Source organism: Staphylococcus caeli (assembly GCF_051413795.1).
GTDB classification, from domain to species: Bacteria; Bacillota; Bacilli; order Staphylococcales; family Staphylococcaceae; genus Staphylococcus; species Staphylococcus caeli_A.
Genome location: NZ_JBOIRQ010000017.1, coordinates 23,282 through 42,954, shown reverse-complemented (window position 1 = coordinate 42,954; position 19,673 = coordinate 23,282). Strand labels below are relative to the sequence as shown.

The window sequence follows — 19,673 nt, the reverse complement described above, 5'->3', positions numbered from 1 at the left end:
AATATTATAATATATGTAAATTAAACAGTGGTGGTGTTTATTATGTTGAATAAATCAATTGATAAAAGAGATCAATATGAAATGATTTCTATCTCTGAATTAGTCCCTAATAATCATTTATTACGTAAAGTCGATGCGATATTAGATTTAAATTTTGTGTATGAACTTGTCGAAAACAAATATTGTCTCGATAATGGTAGACCATCTATAGATCCTGTGATTTTAGTGAAAATATTACTCATACAAAGATTGTTTGGCATTAAATCAATGAGACAAACAATTAAAGAAATAGAAACAAATGTAGCTTACCGTTGGTATTTAGGATATAGCTTTTTAGATAAAGTACCTCATTATGGAACTTTTAGTAAGAACTATACACGTCGTTTTCATGATACAGATTTATTTGAACAAATATTTGAGAAAATACTAGAAATAGCTATCAAAAATAACTTAATAGATCACTCATCTTTATTTATTGATTCTACGCATATTAAAGCAAATGCAAATAAGAATAAATACCTCAAAAAAATTGTAAAAAAAGATGCACTTCACTTCCAAGAAGAATTGGATAATGAGATAAATGAACAAAGGCGAGCACAAGAAAAAAAGCCAATAAAAAATAAAAGCAAGGAGGAATATAAAACCAAGAAAGTAAGTACGACTGATCCAGAATCCGGATACTACGTTAAAGGCGAGCGAGAAAAGCAATTTGCTTATAGTTTACACGCATGTGTAGATAAAAATGGTTATATTATTGATAAGCATGTAACACCTGGTAATATTCACGATAGCACACAACTCAAACCAATGATTGAAAGATTAGAAACCAAGCAGATGTTACCTATCACATTAGCAATTGATTCAGGATATAAAACACCTTTTAATGCCCACTTTTTACTTGAAAAAGCAATTGTACCAGCAATGCCATATACGAGACCTAAAGGAAAACCTGGTTTTTTTCAGAACAAAAGATTTCATCTACGATGAACATTATGATACTTATATTTGCCCTAATGATGAAACTCTATTATATAAAAGAACAATGCCAACAGGACACAGATTATATGTGTCCGATGGTTCAATATGTCGAAATTGCCCACTACTAAGTAAATGTACTGAAAATAAAGATGCCATAAAACAAATTAGAAGACATGTTTGGCAAGATGATTTAGATATAGTTGAAGACTTAAGGTTTGTGGATACAATTAAAAAACAATATAAAATGCGGAGTCAAACAATAGAGAGAAGATTTGGCGATGCAAAAGAGCAGCATGGTATGCGATGGACGAGATATAGAGGATATGACAAAGTTTCCATGGATACCACGCTAATTTGTGCTGCCATGAATCTTAAAAAAATCGCAATGTGGCTAGTAAAAAGACCAGTAATGGTCTGAAAAACTACTACAATTTTTGAAAAACTATATAAATGGAAAATAAACAAACCCTTCGCGTCTATTTGCGAAGGGTTTGTCAACGTTCTGACGTGTAACAAAAGTTACACGTTAAATACTATATTCTTTATGCAATTTCGATTTGGAAGCGACGTACGACTGTGCCATCTTCTAGTGTAGATGATTCTATTTCTTCTCCACCATTGTGCTCAATTACTGCTGCAGAAGCTTTATTATCTACTTCGCATGTGACAAGTGCTTCTTGGACACCAATTCTTGATAAATAGTCCAATGATTTCTTCAGAATTTTATTTCCGAATCCTTTGCCACGTTGTGACTTGCGGACGCCATAGCCAACATGGCCACCGATAGTCTTCAGCTTTTCATTTAGATTATGACGTATATTTGCTGCCCCGATAATTTCATCATCGTATATTAGGAATAATGTTGTATTGTCTACAAATGCATCATGTGATTTGTTGTCTGCGAGTACATGTACAAGTTCGTCGAAATCATTATATTTGGTGATATTTGTGATTTCAGGGACAATTTTTTCATCATGATCAATCCATTCTCTCATATAATCACAATACATTAGCTCATCACCCATTGTTAATTCTCTAAATTCAACCATGTTAACACTCCTTCCTTTCTCGACTTATATATTTAGTGGTTCATCATGAGTATTTATGTAATACACATAATGATCGGTCCATTGTTCATTTTCAAAAATGAAACCTTTGCGAATGCATTCAAATTGGAAACCTACTTTTTCAATTAAGCCTATAGACGGTTGATTATCCAAATTAATATGCGCTTCAATTCTATGAAAATGCAATTTCTCTTGTACTTGTTTCACCAATTCTCTCAATGCTTCAAATGCATAACCTTGTTGCCAATACTGATTATGAATAAAATAGCCAATTTCAGCCCATTGAAAATGATCGCGACTTAAATTCTTTATATTTAACATCCCAATATGATGCCCTGCTTTGTCAAATATTCCAAAAATATATAAATCGTCCGCTTCAATTGCTTTCTGTTGCCTCGCAACGAGTGCCGCAAACCAGGGCTCCGTTGCATCTGACATATCAATTTGACCTTTATCATGTCTATATTGCGCTAGCTTGCGATTTACAAAGCCATGCAACCATGACGTATAATCACTTTCTTCCAACGGTCTAATGATAAGACGTTGTGTAGTGAATTGCAACCCCAAATTTTTCGTCATTCAAAATCCCCTTATTCATTAATCTTCTACTATTTTTTCCCATTAAAACAACCATCACCATTAGAACTCGCCCTTATCTTACTTACAACCTTATATAACCTAATCCAGAATGTCTAAAACTTTAAATACCATTGCTAGATGTTAGCAAGTTCTATTTTACTATTACTCCTATTTAAGCATAGTTAACATATTATGCCAATATTCTGGATTGCTAGTGGTAATAATCACCTATACTTATATTTGTCCTTAGCAGTCTATTTCACATCACTTAATATCTGTCTTAATATTTGAGTTTCAGACATTTCCGGGGAAATACACACTTCTCCCTTTACTTGCAGCGTATCATGTTCGACGAACCACCTTGCCATTGCTACTTCTCCAAAATCAGTATCTTTCTTTGAATGATGTCTACGTACTGTTTCTTCAAAAGGTAAATCAAAGTAATATGCGTGTGTTTCAACCTGCTCATGTTTGATAAATGAATCTAACATCTCTCCATATTTTGCTTTATTTAAAATGCCTTCTAAAATAATAAACTCGCAATGTTGTATCCCGAAGGCCAATATCTCTGCTATCAGCGTTATCGCCAAATTACCAGGTCGATCATGCACATGCAGCATTTGCCGCCTAACGATATCTTGCTCTACTAATAAGACGCCTTCGTCATCTAGTTCATGCTGTAACTTTCGTGCAATTGTTGTCTTGCCACTGCCTGAATTCCCTCGGATAATTATGAGTTTGACCATGTGCATGTTCTCCTTCCTATTGAAAATGCTAAAAAACGCTCGAAGACCATCATAGCTCCGAGCGTTCATCAATTTTCAAACACGACGATATTTGTATACCGTATGCTTTATATCAAAAATTATTTAATTGTACCTAGTTCTTTACCTACTTTTTCAAAAGCAGCTAAAGCTTGTTCTAACATTTCTTTTGTATGTGCTGCAGTCGGCATGTTACGAACACGACCAGTGCCTTTTGGTACTGTTGGGAATACGATTGATTTCACGTATACACCTTCATCTTTAAGACGGCTACTAAACGCTTGCGTTTCTTTTTCATCACCGATAATTACTGGTGTAATTGGTGATTCAGAATCGCCAATATCAAAACCTAATTTTTGTAAGCCTTCTTTAAGGTAGTTACCATTTTCCCAAAGTTTGTCATGCAATTCTGTAGATGCCATTAATTTTTTCACTGCAACTGTAATTGCTTTTGTATCTCCAGGTGCTAATGAAGTTGAGAATAAGAATGGTCTAGATTGCGCTTTTAACCAATCAATAAGTGATTGTGTACCAGCTACATAACCACCGACAACACCAATTGCTTTAGATAACGTACCAATTTGGAAATCAATTTTATCTTGTAAACCAAAATGTTTCACTGTGCCGGCACCTTTACCCATAACACCTGAACCATGTGCGTCATCGACATATGTGATTAAACCAAATTCTTCAGCAATTTCTACGATTTCTGGTAATTTAGCAACGTCTCCGTCCATACTAAATACACCATCCGTGATGTACATCACTTTATTATATTGACCTGATTCTACTGCTTCTTTGGCTTTCGCACGTAAGTCATCCATATCGGAGTGATTTACACGAATAATCTTCGCTTTAGATAAACGACAACCATCAATAATAGAGGCATGGTTTAACTCATCAGAAAGAATTGCGTCATTTTTGTTCATAACAGCAGAAATTGCTGCCATGTTACAGTTGAAACCTGATTGATAAGCAATCGCTGCTTCTGTACCTTTAAATTCGGCAAGTGTTTGCTCTAATTCATCATGCACATCTAATGTACCATTGATTGAACGTACTGCACCTGCGCCTACACCATGTGTATCAATAGCATCTTTTGCTGCTTGTTTCAAATCTTCATCTGTTGCTAAGCCTAAATAGTTGTTTGAAGACAAGTTAACATATTTTTTCCCATTAATTGTAATTTCAGGGCCATTCGCACCCTCAATTGTATCTATTTCATTATATAATCCATTATCTTTTAAATATTGGATATTTTCATCTAAAAATCCGTGTAGTGATTGAACCACTGCAAGTCCCCCTTTTGGAATTATCATAGTTTTCAAGTTAATCATACCTTATTTTTATTGTTGTGGAAAGTAGAATAATTATATCGCAGAAAGCGTTTACTACAATTTAATTTATCAACACTCAATTGCGCCTACAGATACGTATTATAAAGTGGTATAATAATTAAAAAGCTTAAGGAAGAAGGGTTGAAGTTGTTTGATTGGTTTCAACTAGCACAACAAAAAGAAAGTAGAATGATTCAAATACGTCGCTATTTACATCAATATCCAGAATTATCGTTTGAAGAATATCACACACACGACTATATTGTGAATCAGTTGAGTCAATTATCGTGTGACATACGTACACCAGTAGGTCGCAATGGTATTGTTGCTACATTCAAAGGTCGTGGCGATGGCCCCACAGTAGCATTACGTGCCGACTTTGACGCTCTACCAATAGATGAACTCACTGACGTAGATTATAAATCTAAAAATCCAGGTGCTATGCATGCATGTGGACACGACGGACATACTGCTATCCTATTAGGTGTCGCAGAGATTATTGAACAACATCGCAATTCATTAAACGGGAATGTTGTATTGATCTTCCAATATGGTGAAGAAATCATGCCTGGTGGCTCTCAAGAAATGATCGATGATGATTGCTTAAAGCATGTTGATAAAATTTATGGCAATCATTTGTGGTCAGGTTACCCGACTGGCATGATATACTCCCGTCCTGGTGCAATGATGGCATCCCCTGATGAATTTAATATTACCATTCAAGGAAAAGGTGGACATGGTGCTAAACCTCATGAAACAATCGACCCGGTCGTGATTATGGCTGAATTTATTATGAGTGCACAGAAAATAGTTTCTCGTACCATTGATCCTGTCAAACAAGCTGTTATTAGTTTCGGTATGGTGCAAGCAGGTTCAGCCGACAACATTATCCCTGATACAGCATTCTGCAAAGGAACTGTACGCACATTTGACACAGAGGTTCAAAGTCATGTTATGACGAAAATGGAAAAACTATTGCAAGGTCTTGCTGTGTCAAATGACATTACCTATACGTTTGATTACATTAAAGGGTACTTACCTGTTCATAATCATCCAAACAACTACGAAATCGTAAAACAAGCTGCGAATGATTTGAATTTACGTTTTTATAAATCAGAATTAATGATGATTGGTGAAGACTTCGCGCACTACTTAAAGGTACGTCCCGGTGCATTCTTTTTAACTGGCTGTGGTAATCCAGAAAAAGATACCATGCACCCACACCATAGTCCAAAATTCAATATAGATGAAAAAGCAATGAAATACGCTACGTGTGAGTTCCTTAAAATTCTAGAACTTGAAAACGTAATTGTTAGAGCCACTTCGTAACTCTGTTACGTTAGTGGCTTTTATGCATGAGCTTTAGCTCAAGTATTCCTCTTGGTATTTTATTACTTAGTTGCTTTTATACACGAGCTTTAGCTCAAGTATTCCTCTGCTGGTGTTTTATAACTTTAACTATTCAATCATAAATTTATATTATGTATAAAAAGACCGTTGTCATGCGCTAATGACAATGGTCTTTTTGTTATGCTTAATTCTGCAATTCTATGATAACTTTGTTTGCATTAGCAATTGACTAATGCACTAAGAACCCCTAATTCACATAGTGAAGAAATTCGGTTTACATTAGCTAGCAGCTAATGCACTAAGAACCCCTAATTCACATAGTGAATAAGGGGTTCTATGAAAAAAGAGGCTCCCGAAGGAACCTCTTGAAAATTCTATCTAAGATAGAGATTTATATTATTGGTTGATTACTGTAACAACGCCTGATCCAACAGTACGTCCACCCTCACGGATAGAGAAACGAGTACCGTCTTCAATAGCGATTGGAGAAATTAATTCAACTTCCATTTCAACGTTATCGCCAGGCATAACCATTTCAGTACCTTCTGGTAAGTTAACAACACCAGTTACGTCTGTAGTACGGAAATAGAATTGTGGGCGGTAGTTAGTGAAGAATGGAGTATGACGTCCACCTTCTTCTTTAGATAAAACATACACGTCCGCTTTGAATTTTGTATGTGGTGTAATAGTACCAGGAGCAGCTAAAACTTGACCACGTTGTACGTCATCACGTGAAACACCACGTAATAATGCACCAATGTTGTCACCAGCTTCAGCGTAGTCTAATAATTTACGGAACATTTCTACACCAGTAACTGTTGTTTTGCTTGACTCTTCTTGCATACCGATGATTTCGATTTCTTCACCGACTTTGATTTGACCACGTTCAACACGGCCTGTAGCAACAGTACCACGACCAGTGATTGAGAATACGTCCTCAACTGGCATCATGAATGGTTTGTCAGAATCACGTTCTGGTGTTGGAATGAATTCATCAACAGCGTTCATTAAGTCTAAGATTTTTTGCTCATAGTCAGCATCGCCTTCTAAAGCTTTTAATGCAGAACCAGAGATTACAGGTACATCGTCACCTGGGAAGTCATATTCGCTTAATAAGTCACGAACTTCCATTTCTACTAATTCTAATAATTCTTCATCGTCAACCATGTCAACTTTGTTTAAGAATACAACTAATGCTGGAACACCAACGTTACGTGATAAAAGAATGTGTTCACGAGTTTGTGGCATTGGGCCATCAGCAGCAGATACTACTAAGATAGCTCCGTCCATTTGAGCAGCACCAGTGATCATGTTTTTAACATAGTCAGCGTGACCTGGGCAGTCAACGTGAGCATAGTGACGTTTGTCAGTAGTATACTCGATGTGTGAAGTATTGATTGTAATACCACGTTCTTTTTCTTCTGGAGCGTTGTCAATCATGTCATATGATTGTGCTACAGAGTCACCATTTTTTGCTAATACAGTTGCGATAGCAGCTGTTAAAGTAGTTTTACCATGGTCAACGTGACCAATCGTACCAATATTGGCATGTTCTTTTGAGCGGTCAAATTTTTCTTTAGCCATTATAAAATCTCTCCTATTCGTTAGAAAATTAATTTTTAAATTTATCTCTCATGACAGTTTCTCACCATCATGAGAAGATTGTTTGGTTTTTTATATAAAGGACCATACAGTACCTTTATAATGCATTTTTCCCAAAAAATCAATTAATAAAACTATAAGCTATCTAATTAAGCTTTACATGTATTGTACAGACAGAAGCCCTACAACACAAGTTTAATTATTCGCTTTTATTACCACTGTTTTTCTTGATAATTTCTTCAGCAATTGATTTTGGAACTTCAGCATAGTGATCAAAGTACATAGTGTAAGTACCACGACCTTGAGTGTTAGAACGTAATGATGTTGCGTAACCGAACATTTCTGAAAGTGGTACATAAGCATTTACAACTTGTGCATTACCACGAGGTTCCATACCATCAACACGTCCACGACGAGATGTTACATCACCCATGATGTCACCCATATACTCTTCAGGCATTTCGATTGTTACTTTCATCATTGGTTCTAAGATAACTGGATCACATTTTTTAGCAGCTTCTTTAAGTGCTAATGATGCAGCAACTTTGAAGGCCATTTCTGATGAATCGACATCATGGTATGAACCATCAAATAATTTAGCTTTAACATCAATTAAAGGATAACCAGCTAATACACCGTTTTCCATTGAATCTTTAAGACCTGCTTCAACTGATGGAATGTATTCACGAGGAACTACACCACCAACGATAGCGTTTTCGAATTCGAAACCGCCACCTGTTTCGTTAGGTGAGAATTCAATTTTAACGTCACCATATTGACCACGACCACCTGATTGACGAGCGAATTTACCTTGAACTTGAGCTGATGTTTTGAATGTTTCACGGTATGAAACCATTGGTGCACCAACGTTACATTCAACGTTAAATTCTTTCTTCATACGGTCTACTAAGATATCTAAGTGAAGCTCACCCATACCACCAATGATAACTTGTCCAGTTTCATCGTCTGTGTGTGCATGGAATGTTGGGTCTTCTTCTTGTAACTTAACTAAAGCTGTAGTCATTTTGTCTTGGTCTGCTTTAGATTTAGGTTCAACTGATAAGTGAATAACAGGCTCTGGGAAATCCATAGATTCCAAGATAATGTCATTTTTCTCACCACATAAAGTATCACCAGTACCAGTATCTTTTAGACCTACCGCTGCTGCGATATCGCCTGAGTATACTGTGTTTAACTCTTGACGAGAGTTAGCGTGCATTTGTAGTAAACGACCTACACGTTCACGTTTGTTCTTCGTAGAGTTTTTAACGTATGAACCTGATGATAATGTACCTGAGTACACACGGAAGAATGTTAATTTACCAACATAAGGGTCAGTCATTACTTTGAACGCTAACGCAGCGAACTCAGCATTGTCATCAGCTTTTGCGATAACTTCTTCTTCAGGGTTCTCAGCACGGTGACCAACGATTGGTTTAACATCTAATGGTGAAGGTAAGTAGTCAATTACTGCATCAAGCATTAATTGAACACCTTTGTTTTTGAATGCTGTACCAACAAGTACTGGGTAGAATTCTACATCAGTAGTTGCTTTACGGATTGCATCTTTTAACTCAGAAATAGAAATTTCTTCATCACCAAGATATTTTTCCATTAATTCGTCGTTAGTTTCAGCAACAGCTTCAACTAATGCCGCACGAGCTTCTTCAGCTCTTTCTTTATGATCTTCAGGAATTTCAATTTCATCAATTTCAGTTCCTAAGTCATTGTTGTATTTGAAACATTTCATTTCAACTAAGTCAATGATTGCTTCAAATTCATCTTCAGCACCAATTGGTAACTGAATTGGTTGCGCGTTCGCTTGTAAACGGTCATGAATTGTACTTACTGAATATTCAAAGTTAGCACCTAATTTGTCCATTTTGTTTACGAACACAATACGAGGTACACCATAAGTTGTTGCTTGACGCCAAACTGTTTCAGTTTGAGGTTCAACACCTGATTGTGCATCTAATACTGTTACTGCGCCATCAAGTACACGTAATGAACGTTCAACTTCTACAGTGAAGTCTACGTGTCCAGGTGTATCGATGATGTTTACACGGTGGTTATCCCATTCTGCAGTTGTTGCAGCTGATGTGATAGTAATACCACGGTCTTGCTCCTGTTCCATCCAGTCCATTTGTGAAGCACCTTCGTGTGTTTCACCAATTTTGTGGATACGTCCAGTGTAGTAAAGAATACGTTCAGTCGTAGTTGTTTTACCAGCATCGATGTGAGCCATGATACCAATATTACGAGTTCTATCTAAACTAAAATCTCTAGCCATGTATTTTTCTCCTTCCAGTATAACTGCGAATAAATACTATAAATATGGCGATGCCCTAAACACGCGCCGACGATAGTAAACTATCTTTGTGGAACATGCTCAGGGAAAAAGCTACTATCCTACCAGCGATAGTGAGCGAATGCTTTGTTAGCTTCAGCCATTTTGTGAGTGTCTTCACGTTTCTTAACTGCACCACCTGTATTGTTTGCTGCATCTAAGATTTCGTTAGCTAAACGTTCTTCCATAGTTTTTTCACCACGAAGACGTGAATAGTTAACTAACCAACGAAGACCTAAAGTAGTACGACGCTCTGGACGAACTTCTACTGGTACTTGATAGTTAGAGCCACCAACACGGCGAGCTTTAACCTCTAATACTGGCATGATGTTGTCGATAGCTTCTTCAAATACTTCAACTGCTTCACGACCACTACGTTCTTTAACGATGTCGAATGCAGAATAAAGAATTCTTTGTGCTGTTCCACGTTTACCATCTAACATAATTTTGTTAATCAATTTTGTAACTAATTTAGAGTTGTGAATTGGATCTGGTAATACGTCTCTTTTTGGTACTGATCCTTTACGAGGCATAATATAAATCCTCCCTTCCTATTATAGTATAATTTTTAAATTTATAGCGAAAATTTACGCAATCTTAAACTTATTTTTTAGGTTTTTTAGTTCCGTATAATGAACGGCCTTGTCTACGTCCATCAACACCTGAAGTATCAAGTGCACCACGTACAATATGGTAACGTACACCAGGTAAGTCTTTCACACGGCCACCACGTACAAGTACAACACTGTGTTCTTGTAAGTTATGTCCGATACCAGGGATATACGCATTGATTTCAATGTTGTTAGACAAACGAACACGAGCATATTTACGTAACGCAGAGTTTGGTTTTTTAGGTGTCATAGTACCTACACGTGTACAAACACCGCGTTTTTGTGGAGAGTTTAAGTCAGTAAATTTTTTCTTTTTACTGTTAAAGTTTCTGTTTAATGCTGGTGAATCAGATTTTTTTGATTTGCTTTGTCTTGGTTTGCGTACCAATTGGTTAATTGTTGGCATTGAATGTTCCTCCTTTCCTCATTTATAATCCCACACATCCAGGTGGTTCATTTTAAGGGTAAATAAAATTTAGTAAGAATAATTCTTACTAATCTCATTTTAATAATGCAACGATTGCTGCATTAACGTTTATACCTACATATTCTCCTAAAGCCTTTTTACTTTCGAAAAATGAGACAGGTATGTGTTTGTGATTGATTTGGCTTAACACGCGAGTCATAAGATGAACTTCAACGTCCTCAGCGATAATCAATGATGTCACTTGATCCTTATACAAAGCTTTGCGCGTTTGTTTCAGACCAATAACATAGTGTTGTTTGTTAAAGCGTGCAACTTTTTCATTAGACATATACATATCCTCCAAAGTTCTGCTTGCATCAACCTTAATAATAATAACACTTTCAATACGACTGAGTCAACTTTTATTCGCATTTTTTGATTAAAAAATATAAAAAACAAAGTGGTCAAAATATATAACTTCGACCACCTTGTGATTTTCTACTAAATATTAGATTTCAGTTGTTTGAACTTCTTCTAAAATTTCAGTATTTGGTGTTGCTTTATCGTATTCAACATCTCTGTAACGTCTCATACCTGTACCAGCTGGAATTAATTTACCGATAATAACGTTCTCTTTAAGACCGAGTAAGTTATCACGTTTTCCTTTAATTGCAGCATCAGTAAGTACACGAGTTGTTTCTTGGAATGAAGCCGCTGATAAGAAGCTTTCAGTTTCAAGAGAAGCTTTCGTAATACCTAATAATACAGGTTTAGCTGTTGCAGGGCGTTTACGCTCTTTAAATGCTTCACGGTTTGCATCAGTAAAGTTATGAATATCTACTAATGAACCTGGAAGTAATTTCGTATCTCCAGCTTCAATGATACGTACTTTACGTAACATTTGTCTTACCATAACTTCAACGTGTTTATCGTCGATTTCAACACCTTGCATACGGTAAACTTTTTGAACTTCTTTTAGTAAATAACTTTCTGTTGCATTTAAACCAGAAACAGATAAATAGTTCTTAGGTTCAATTGAACCTTCTGTAAGCACTTCACCACGTTCAACACTTTGGCCAACTTCTACTTTCAATCTAGAAGTACCAGAAGCTAGATATGATTTAGACTCATTTGCGCCTTTAATCACGATCTCTTGTTGACGGTCTTTGGCAAGCTTGATGTCGTCAACGACACCTTCGATTTCAGTAATCACTGCTTGACCTTTAGGATTACGCGCTTCGAAAATCTCTTGGATACGAGGAAGACCTTGAGTGATATCGCTACCTGCTACACCACCTGTATGGAATGTACGCATTGTAAGCTGAGTACCTGGTTCACCAATTGATTGGGCAGCAATTGTACCAACTGCTTCACCAACTTCAACTTTTTCACCAGTTGCAAGGTTTTTACCGTAACATTTTTCACATACACCATGACGTGTATTACATGTAAATGCTGAACGGATATACATTTCCTCTATACCAGCGTCAGTGATTTTCTTAGCAATTTCTGCAGTCACTAATTCGTCAGGATGGATAATTACTTCATCAGTTTCAGGATGACGAATCGTTTCTTTAGAATAACGACCTTCAATACGCTCGATAAATGGTTCAATCATTTCTGTACCTTCTTTGATATCAGAAACAAGTAAACCACGGTCAGTTCCACAGTCTTCTTCGCGGACGATAACATCTTGTGCAACGTCAACAAGACGACGTGTAAGGTAACCTGAATCGGCAGTCTTAAGTGCTGTATCGGCAAGACCTTTACGCGCACCATGTGTTGAAATGAAGTATTCTAATACTGTTAAACCTTCACGGAATGAAGAAGTGATTGGTAATTCGATAATCTCACCTGATGGTGCAGCCATTAGACCACGCATACCTGCTAACTGTGTAAAGTTAGATGCGTTACCACGGGCACCAGAGTCACTCATCATAAAGATTGGGTTTGTTTCTTCAAGTGATCCCATTAGTTCGCTTTGAATTTGGTCTTTAGCGTCTGTCCAAATTTCAATAACTGCGTTGTAACGTTCAAAATCAGTGATTAAACCACGATTGAATTGTTTCGTTACTTTTTCAACTAATTTCTCATGTTCATCTAAGATATCTTGCTTATCTGGTAATACTACGATGTCAGATACACCAACAGTAATACCTGCTTTAGATGAGAACTTGAATCCTAAGTCTTTCATTCTGTCTAACATCATTGATGTATCTGTGATGCTGAAACGGTTAAACACTTCTGCAATAATATTTCCTAAGAAATTCTTATTGAATGGTTTGATTAACGGTTGCTCATCAAAGTAAGCTTTTAAGCCTTCTTCACCAATTTCAGTAGGCGCGATGAAATATTTCTCAGGTGTTTTGTTTTCTAAGTTTGTTTGTGTTGGTTCATTAATATATGCAAATGAATCTGGAATGATTTCATTAAATATTACTTTACCAACTGAAGTTAATAAGATTTTCTTATTTTGTTCTTCAGTGAATGTTGGATTATTAAATGATCCAGCGTGTACACCAATACGTGAATGCAAGTGAACATAACCATTTGCATACGCTTTTAGCACTTCATTTGTATCATTATAAATTGTACCTGTATTCACAGCTTCTTTACGCTCTAAAGTAAGGTAATAGTTACCTAATACCATATCTTGTGATGGTGTAACTACTGGTTTACCATCTTTAGGGTTCAAGATGTTTTGTGCTGCTAACATTAACATACGAGCTTCAGATTGAGCTTCTTTAGATAACGGTACGTGGACAGCCATTTGGTCACCATCAAAGTCGGCGTTGTAAGCTGTAGTCGCAAGTGGATGTAAACGAATCGCACGTCCTTCAACTAATGTAGGTTCAAATGCTTGAATACCTAATCTGTGAAGTGTTGGTGCACGGTTTAAAAGAACTGGGTGTTCTTTAATAACATCCTCTAATACGTCCCATACTTCATCATCCATGCGCTCAATTTTACTTTTCGCATTTTTAATGTTTGTCGCAATTTCACGTTGAACTAACTCTTTCATAATGAATGGTTTGAACAATTCAAGCGCCATCTCTTTAGGTAGTCCACATTGATACATCTTCAAGTTTGGTCCAACAGCAATAACTGAACGACCTGAATAGTCAACACGTTTACCTAATAAGTTTTGACGGAAACGACCTTGTTTACCTTTCAACATATGAGAAAGTGATTTCAATGGACGGTTACCTGGTCCAGTAACTGGACGGCCACGACGACCATTATCAATAAGTGCGTCAACAGCCTCTTGTAACATACGTTTTTCGTTTTGAACGATGATGCCAGGAGCACCTAAATCCAATAAACGTTTCAAACGATTGTTACGGTTGATAACACGACGGTATAAATCATTTAAATCACTTGTTGCAAAACGGCCACCGTCTAATTGAACCATTGGTCTGATTTCTGGTGGGATAATTGGAAGTACATCTAAAATCATCCATGCTGGGTTATTACCAGAATGTCTAAATGATTCTACAACTTCTAAACGTTTGATTGCACGAGTAAGTCTTTGACCAGTTGCTGATTCTAATTCATCACGTAAATGCTTCAATTCAGCGTCTAAATCAATTTCTTCAAGTAATTCTTTGATACCTTCTGCACCCATTTTAGCAGTGAATTTGCCTGGGAATTTATCATAATATTCTCTGTATTCAGCTTCAGATAGTAATGTCTTTTTCTCTAATCCAGTTGGACCTGGATTAACAACAACATATGAAGCAAAGTAAATTACTTCTTCTAATGCTCTTGGTGACATGTCTAATAATAGACCCATACGACTTGGAATACCTTTGAAGTACCAAATGTGTGAAACTGGTGCAGCTAATTCAATGTGTCCCATTCTTTCACGACGCACTTTTGATTTAGTTACTTCTACGCCACATCTGTCACAAACCATACCTTTATAGCGTACACGTTTGTATTTACCACAACTACATTCCCAGTCTTTTGTAGGTCCAAAAATTCTTTCACAGAATAGACCATCTTTTTCTGGTTTTAAAGTACGATAATTAATTGTTTCTGGTTTTTTAACCTCACCAAAAGACCATGAACGGATTTTTTCAGGTGAAGCAAGTCCTATTTTCATATAATGGAAATTATTTACATCAATCAAGGAGCCTACCTCCTTCAATTTAGATTAGCTGTGCAAATTGATTGATTGCTCTATTTCAATAACGGAACAAACACTCATGAGGGGCACTTAAAATGCAACACCTCATGAGATTTATTCTTTTATATACTTAAATGCAATTAGTCTGTAATTTCTTTTTGTGATTGTGGTGCTTCTTTTTGTTGAAGATCCACTTTACGTTCAACGACATCGTCATCTTCATTATCTTGCATGTCAATTTCATTGTCATGCTCATCCATAATCTTAACGTCTAATCCTAAACTTTGTAATTCTTTCATCAATACTCTGAATGATTCAGGAACACCAGGTTTAGCAATATTTTCACCTTTAACAATAGATTCATATGTTTTCACACGACCTACTGTATCATCGGATTTATAAGTTAAGATTTCTTGAAGTGTATATGCAGCACCATAAGCTTCAAGTGCCCATACTTCCATCTCACCGAAACGTTGTCCACCAAATTGTGCTTTACCACCAAGTGGTTGTTGTGTAACAAGTGAGTATGGTCCAGTTGAACGTGCGTGTAATTTATCGTCTACCATGTGTGCAAGTTTCAACATATACATAACGCCGACTGAAATTCTGTTATCGAACGGTTCACCCGTACGTCCATCGTATAATACTGTCTTACCATCACGTGCCATACCAGCTTCTTCAATTGTTGACCATACATCTTCATCACTGGCACCATCAAATACTGGTGACGCAACATGGATACCTAAGTTCTTAGCAGCCATACCTAAGTGTAGCTCTAATACTTGTCCGATATTCATACGTGATGGAACCCCTAGTGGATTCAACATGATATCAATTGGTGTACCATCTGGTAAATAAGGCATATCTTCTTCAGGTACAAGTTTTGAAATTACACCTTTGTTACCGTGACGTCCACACATTTTATCTCCGACATGAATTTTACGTTTTTGAACGATATAAACACGTACTAATTGGTTTACACCTGGAGATAATGTATCGTCGCCTTCTTCACGGTTAAAGACTTTAACATCTAGAACAATACCACCTGCACCATGAGGTACGCGTAATGAAGTATCACGTACTTCACGTGCTTTTTCACCGAAGATTGCGTGTAATAAACGCTCTTCTGCAGTTAATTCTGTTACACCTTTAGGCGTTACTTTACCTACTAAGATATCACCATCATTAACTTCAGCACCGACGTAAACAATTCCACGGTCATCTAAGTTTTTAAGCGCACTATCAGATACGTTAGGAATATCGCGTGTAATTTCTTCAGGTCCAAGTTTCGTATCACGTGCTTCTGATTCATACTCTTCAATATGAATAGAAGTATATACGTCATCTTTAACTAGACGTTCACTCATAATTACAGCATCCTCGTAGTTATAACCGTCCCAAGTCATGAAACCAACAACTACGTTTCTTCCTAATGCCATTTCACCAAGTTCCATTGATGGACCGTCAGCTAAGATTTCGCCTTTAGTCACTACGTCACCAGAAGCAACGATTGGTCTTTGGTTATAACATGTACCTGTATTTGAACGTTTGAATTTAGCTAATGGGTAGCGATCTAATTCGCCCTCATATTCTTGGCCATCTTCTTCAATAAGTTGACGTACAAGAATTTCATTTGATTCAACGTGTTCAACACGGCCTTTACGTTTAGCAACGATTGCCGCACCAGAGTCACGTGCTGCCACGTGCTCCATACCTGTACCTACGAATGGTGATTCTGGATTCATCAATGGTACTGCTTGACGTTGCATGTTTGCACCCATCAATGCACGGTTAGAGTCATCGTTTTCTAAGAAAGGAATACATGCTGTCGCAGCAGAAACAACTTGTTTAGGTGAAACGTCCATGTAGTCCATTTTTTCTTTAGCCATAACTGTGTTATTACCACGGAAACGACAAACGACTTCATCATCTGTAAATTTACCATCTTCATCTAATTTAGAATTTGCTTGTGCTACCACATAGCTATCTTCTTCATCCGCTGTTAAATAGTCAATTTGGTCTGTAATTGAGTTCGTTTCAAGATCTACTTTGCGGTACGGTGTTTCAATGAAACCAAATTCATTTACACGTGCGTAACTAGATAATGAGTTGATAAGTCCAATGTTTGGACCCTCTGGTGTTTCAATTGGACACATACGGCCATAGTGAGAGTAGTGAACGTCACGTACTTCCATTTGAGCACGTTCACGTGTTAAACCACCCGGTCCTAAAGCTGATAAACGACGTTTGTGAGTTAACTCAGCTAACGGATTCGCTTGGTCCATGAATTGTGATAATTGTGAACTACCAAAGAATTCTTTAATAGATGCAATTACTGGACGAATATTGATTAATTGTTGTGGTGTTACAGAATCTGTGTCTTGAATAGACATTCTTTCACGTACCACACGTTCCATTCTTGATAAACCAATACGGAATTGGTTCTGTAATAACTCACCTACTGAACGTAGACGACGGTTACCAAGGTGGTCAATATCATCTGTAAAGCCAATACCACTTAATAAGTTAAAGAAGTAAGACATTGATGCGATAATATCTGCTGGCGTAATACATTTCACTTCAGAATCTGGTAACGCATTACCGATAACTGTAGTTGTACGACCTTCTTCATCATTAGGTACGTAAACTTTAATAGATTGTATTTCAACAGGCTCATCAATAACTGTGCCTTCTAATTCAAATACTTCACTGTTTGCATTTGCTTCAAGTACGTCTATAATTTCATCTAAATTACGACGATCAAGTACTGTACCTTCTTCAGCTACAATTTCACCTGTTTCAGTATTAACAATTGGTTCTGCTAATTTTTGATTGAACAGACGGTGTTTTAAGTGAAGTTTCTTATTTGCTTTATAACGACCTACGCTTGCTAAATCATAACGTTTCGGATCAAAGAAACGAGAATATAATAAGCTCTTAGCATTTTCTACTGTAGGTGGTTCGCCAGGGCGTAAACGCTCATAGATTTCTAATAGCGCTTGATCTGTATTTTCAGTACCATCTTTTTCTAACGTATTACGTAAGTACTCATTATCTCCTAAAAGATCAATGATTGATTGATCAGTTGAGAAACCTAAAGCACGTAATAATACTGTTAATGGTAATTTTCTAGTTCTATCGATACGTACGTAAACAACATCTTTTGCATCAGTTTCATATTCTAACCATGCACCACGGTTTGGAATAATAGTTGCATCGAAGTTGGTACGGCCATTTTTATCTAGTTTTTCATTGAAGTATACGGATGGTGAACGTACTAATTGTGATACGATTACACGTTCTGCACCGTTAATTACGAATGTACCTGTATCTGTCATTAATGGGAAATCACCCATAAACACTTCTTGCTCTTTTACTTCGCCGGTTTCTTTGATGATTAAACGTACTTTAACACGTAGAGGTGCTGAATACGTTGTATCACGGTTCTTCGATTCTTCTAAATCATATTTTGGTTCTCCAAGTCTGTAATCTACAAACTCTAAAGATAGATTACCTGTGAAATCTTCAATCGGAGAAATGTCTCTAAACATTTCTAATAAACCTTCTTCTAAGAACCAATCGTAAGACTTAGTTTGAATCTCAATTAAATTCGGTAATTCTAATACCTCTGAAATTCTCGCATAGTTTCTACGTTTACGATGTCTTCCATATTGGACAAATTGACCTGCCAAACAGATTCACCCCTCAAAAATTGTATGCTACTTCCACAAAACCAACTAATATAATTAGACAAAAAGAAAACGGTAACATACTTATGACACCATTTTCTATTTCACCTTATATACATTGTTAATTTATGCGTAAAAGTACACACTTATTGAACATAATTTTTTACATTCTATTACTATATCAGAATAGCATTATTTAATCAACCTTTACACTTCTTAAAATGTAATAGCCTTTACTCTTTTCTAATACTTCTACGTTATTGAATGTTTCTTGCATTTTACTTTTAGCTGATGGCATACCTTGCTTTTTTTGAATGACCACAAAAAGTTCGCCATCATGCGTTAATTTATCAAATGCTTCTTCTAAAATTCTGTGAACGACTTGTTTACCTGCTCTGATTGGTGGATTAGTTAACACGAAATCATAAGCATCATCTTCTACATTAGATAAACCATCACTTTCTTTAACTTCAACATTATCTATACGGTTTCTTTTTATGTTTTTTCTTGCTAATGAAAGCGCACGTTGATTAACGTCTACCATCGTTATTGCATGATGCGGAGATGTTTTTGCAATCATCAAACCGATAGGACCATAGCCACAACCAACATCAATAATACGTTTGGTAGGACCAGGCGGATATGCTTTCAAAAAAGTTCTCACTAACAAATCAGAACCGAAGTCTATTTTCCCTTTCGAGAAAACACCAGCATCCGTTACTAATTCAATGTTTTGGTTATCGTAGGAGTACGTAAAAAGCGTTTCATCACTTTCTACTTCAGGATTTTCATCATAGTAATGACTCATGACTAC

The 19,673-nt window shown here is 36.6% G+C and carries 13 protein-coding genes and 1 pseudogene; 2 read left to right on the top strand and 12 right to left on the bottom strand.

The window, feature by feature from the left end; translation table 11 throughout:
- Positions 1 to 42: 42 nt before the first annotated feature.
- A pseudogene (locus ACSULM_RS09370) lies at positions 43 to 1,396 on the top strand (IS1182 family transposase).
- A gap of 124 nt (positions 1,397 to 1,520) precedes the next feature.
- Here the strand turns inward: ACSULM_RS09370 and ACSULM_RS09365 are convergent.
- The 4 genes from ACSULM_RS09365 to ACSULM_RS09350 all read right to left on the bottom strand — a co-directional run bounded on the left by ACSULM_RS09365 (position 1,521) and on the right by ACSULM_RS09350 (position 4,680).
- On the bottom strand, positions 1,521 to 2,027 hold the full coding sequence (locus tag ACSULM_RS09365) for a GNAT family N-acetyltransferase (RefSeq protein WP_436862346.1): 507 nt from the start codon (positions 2,025 to 2,027) through the stop codon (positions 1,521 to 1,523).
- A gap of 24 nt (positions 2,028 to 2,051) precedes the next feature.
- The gene (locus tag ACSULM_RS09360; protein ID WP_436862345.1) at positions 2,052 to 2,624 is read right to left on the bottom strand and encodes a GNAT family N-acetyltransferase; all 573 of its coding nucleotides are present in this window, start codon (positions 2,622 to 2,624) and stop codon (positions 2,052 to 2,054) included.
- 254 nt (positions 2,625 to 2,878) lie between these two features.
- Entirely contained in the window at positions 2,879 to 3,370 is a 492-nt protein-coding gene (locus ACSULM_RS09355; protein WP_436862343.1) for a kinase, read from the bottom strand.
- Positions 3,371 to 3,489: 119 nt separating this feature from the next.
- Positions 3,490 to 4,680: a glycine C-acetyltransferase gene (locus tag ACSULM_RS09350; protein ID WP_436862342.1), complete on the bottom strand. Its 1,191-nt coding sequence runs from the start codon at positions 4,678 to 4,680 to the stop codon at positions 3,490 to 3,492.
- 192 nt (positions 4,681 to 4,872) lie between these two features.
- Here ACSULM_RS09350 and ACSULM_RS09345 point away from each other — a divergent pair, with 192 nt between their 5' ends.
- Positions 4,873 to 6,054 carry a M20 family metallopeptidase gene (locus ACSULM_RS09345; RefSeq protein ID WP_436862340.1) on the top strand — a complete coding sequence of 394 codons (1,182 nt, stop codon included), beginning with the start codon at positions 4,873 to 4,875 and terminating at the stop codon, positions 6,052 to 6,054.
- 417 nt (positions 6,055 to 6,471) lie between these two features.
- Here the strand turns inward: ACSULM_RS09345 and tuf are convergent, their stop codons facing one another.
- From tuf to ACSULM_RS09305, 8 genes are all read right to left on the bottom strand, one after another.
- Positions 6,472 to 7,659 (bottom strand): elongation factor Tu, encoded by a 1,188-nt coding sequence (gene tuf, locus ACSULM_RS09340; protein ID WP_436862339.1) that lies wholly within the window; start codon positions 7,657 to 7,659, stop codon positions 6,472 to 6,474.
- Positions 7,660 to 7,876: 217 nt separating this feature from the next.
- The gene (gene fusA, locus ACSULM_RS09335; protein WP_436862337.1) at positions 7,877 to 9,967 is read right to left on the bottom strand and encodes an elongation factor G; all 2,091 of its coding nucleotides are present in this window, start codon (positions 9,965 to 9,967) and stop codon (positions 7,877 to 7,879) included.
- 119 nt (positions 9,968 to 10,086) lie between these two features.
- Positions 10,087 to 10,557 carry a 30S ribosomal protein S7 gene (gene rpsG, locus ACSULM_RS09330; RefSeq protein WP_069994187.1) on the bottom strand — a complete coding sequence of 157 codons (471 nt, stop codon included), beginning with the start codon at positions 10,555 to 10,557 and terminating at the stop codon, positions 10,087 to 10,089.
- A gap of 70 nt (positions 10,558 to 10,627) precedes the next feature.
- The gene (gene rpsL, locus ACSULM_RS09325) at positions 10,628 to 11,041 is read right to left on the bottom strand and encodes a 30S ribosomal protein S12 (protein WP_002484156.1); all 414 of its coding nucleotides are present in this window, start codon (positions 11,039 to 11,041) and stop codon (positions 10,628 to 10,630) included.
- Positions 11,042 to 11,135: 94 nt separating this feature from the next.
- Positions 11,136 to 11,390, bottom strand: coding sequence for a ribosomal L7Ae/L30e/S12e/Gadd45 family protein (locus ACSULM_RS09320; protein ID WP_436862335.1), 255 nt, complete (start codon positions 11,388 to 11,390; stop codon positions 11,136 to 11,138).
- Between the two features lie 159 nt (positions 11,391 to 11,549).
- On the bottom strand, positions 11,550 to 15,146 hold the full coding sequence (rpoC, locus tag ACSULM_RS09315; RefSeq protein WP_436855345.1) for a DNA-directed RNA polymerase subunit beta': 3,597 nt from the start codon (positions 15,144 to 15,146) through the stop codon (positions 11,550 to 11,552).
- A 164-nt stretch (positions 15,147 to 15,310) separates the two neighbouring features.
- Positions 15,311 to 18,862, bottom strand: coding sequence for a DNA-directed RNA polymerase subunit beta (gene rpoB / locus ACSULM_RS09310; protein WP_436862334.1), 3,552 nt, complete (start codon positions 18,860 to 18,862; stop codon positions 15,311 to 15,313).
- 193 nt (positions 18,863 to 19,055) lie between these two features.
- Positions 19,056 to 19,667 (bottom strand): class I SAM-dependent methyltransferase, encoded by a 612-nt coding sequence (locus ACSULM_RS09305; RefSeq protein ID WP_436862332.1) that lies wholly within the window; start codon positions 19,665 to 19,667, stop codon positions 19,056 to 19,058.
- Positions 19,668 to 19,673 lie beyond the last annotated feature (6 nt).

Coding starts and splice junctions, on each gene's coding strand:
- ACSULM_RS09365 (WP_436862346.1), bottom strand. CDS start 2,027: ATGGTTGAATTTAGAGAATTAACAATGGGTGATGAGCTAATGTATTGT.
- ACSULM_RS09360 (WP_436862345.1), bottom strand. CDS start 2,624: ATGACGAAAAATTTGGGGTTGCAATTCACTACACAACGTCTTATCATT.
- ACSULM_RS09355 (WP_436862343.1), bottom strand. CDS start 3,370: ATGGTCAAACTCATAATTATCCGAGGGAATTCAGGCAGTGGCAAGACA.
- tuf (WP_436862339.1), bottom strand. CDS start 7,659: ATGGCTAAAGAAAAATTTGACCGCTCAAAAGAACATGCCAATATTGGT.
- fusA (WP_436862337.1), bottom strand. CDS start 9,967: ATGGCTAGAGATTTTAGTTTAGATAGAACTCGTAATATTGGTATCATG.
- rpsG (WP_069994187.1), bottom strand. CDS start 10,557: ATGCCTCGTAAAGGATCAGTACCAAAAAGAGACGTATTACCAGATCCA.
- rpsL (WP_002484156.1), bottom strand. CDS start 11,041: ATGCCAACAATTAACCAATTGGTACGCAAACCAAGACAAAGCAAATCA.
- ACSULM_RS09320 (WP_436862335.1), bottom strand. CDS start 11,390: ATGTCTAATGAAAAAGTTGCACGCTTTAACAAACAACACTATGTTATT.
- rpoC (WP_436855345.1), bottom strand. CDS start 15,146: ATGAAAATAGGACTTGCTTCACCTGAAAAAATCCGTTCATGGTCTTTT.
- ACSULM_RS09305 (WP_436862332.1), bottom strand. CDS start 19,667: ATGAGTCATTACTATGATGAAAATCCTGAAGTAGAAAGTGATGAAACG.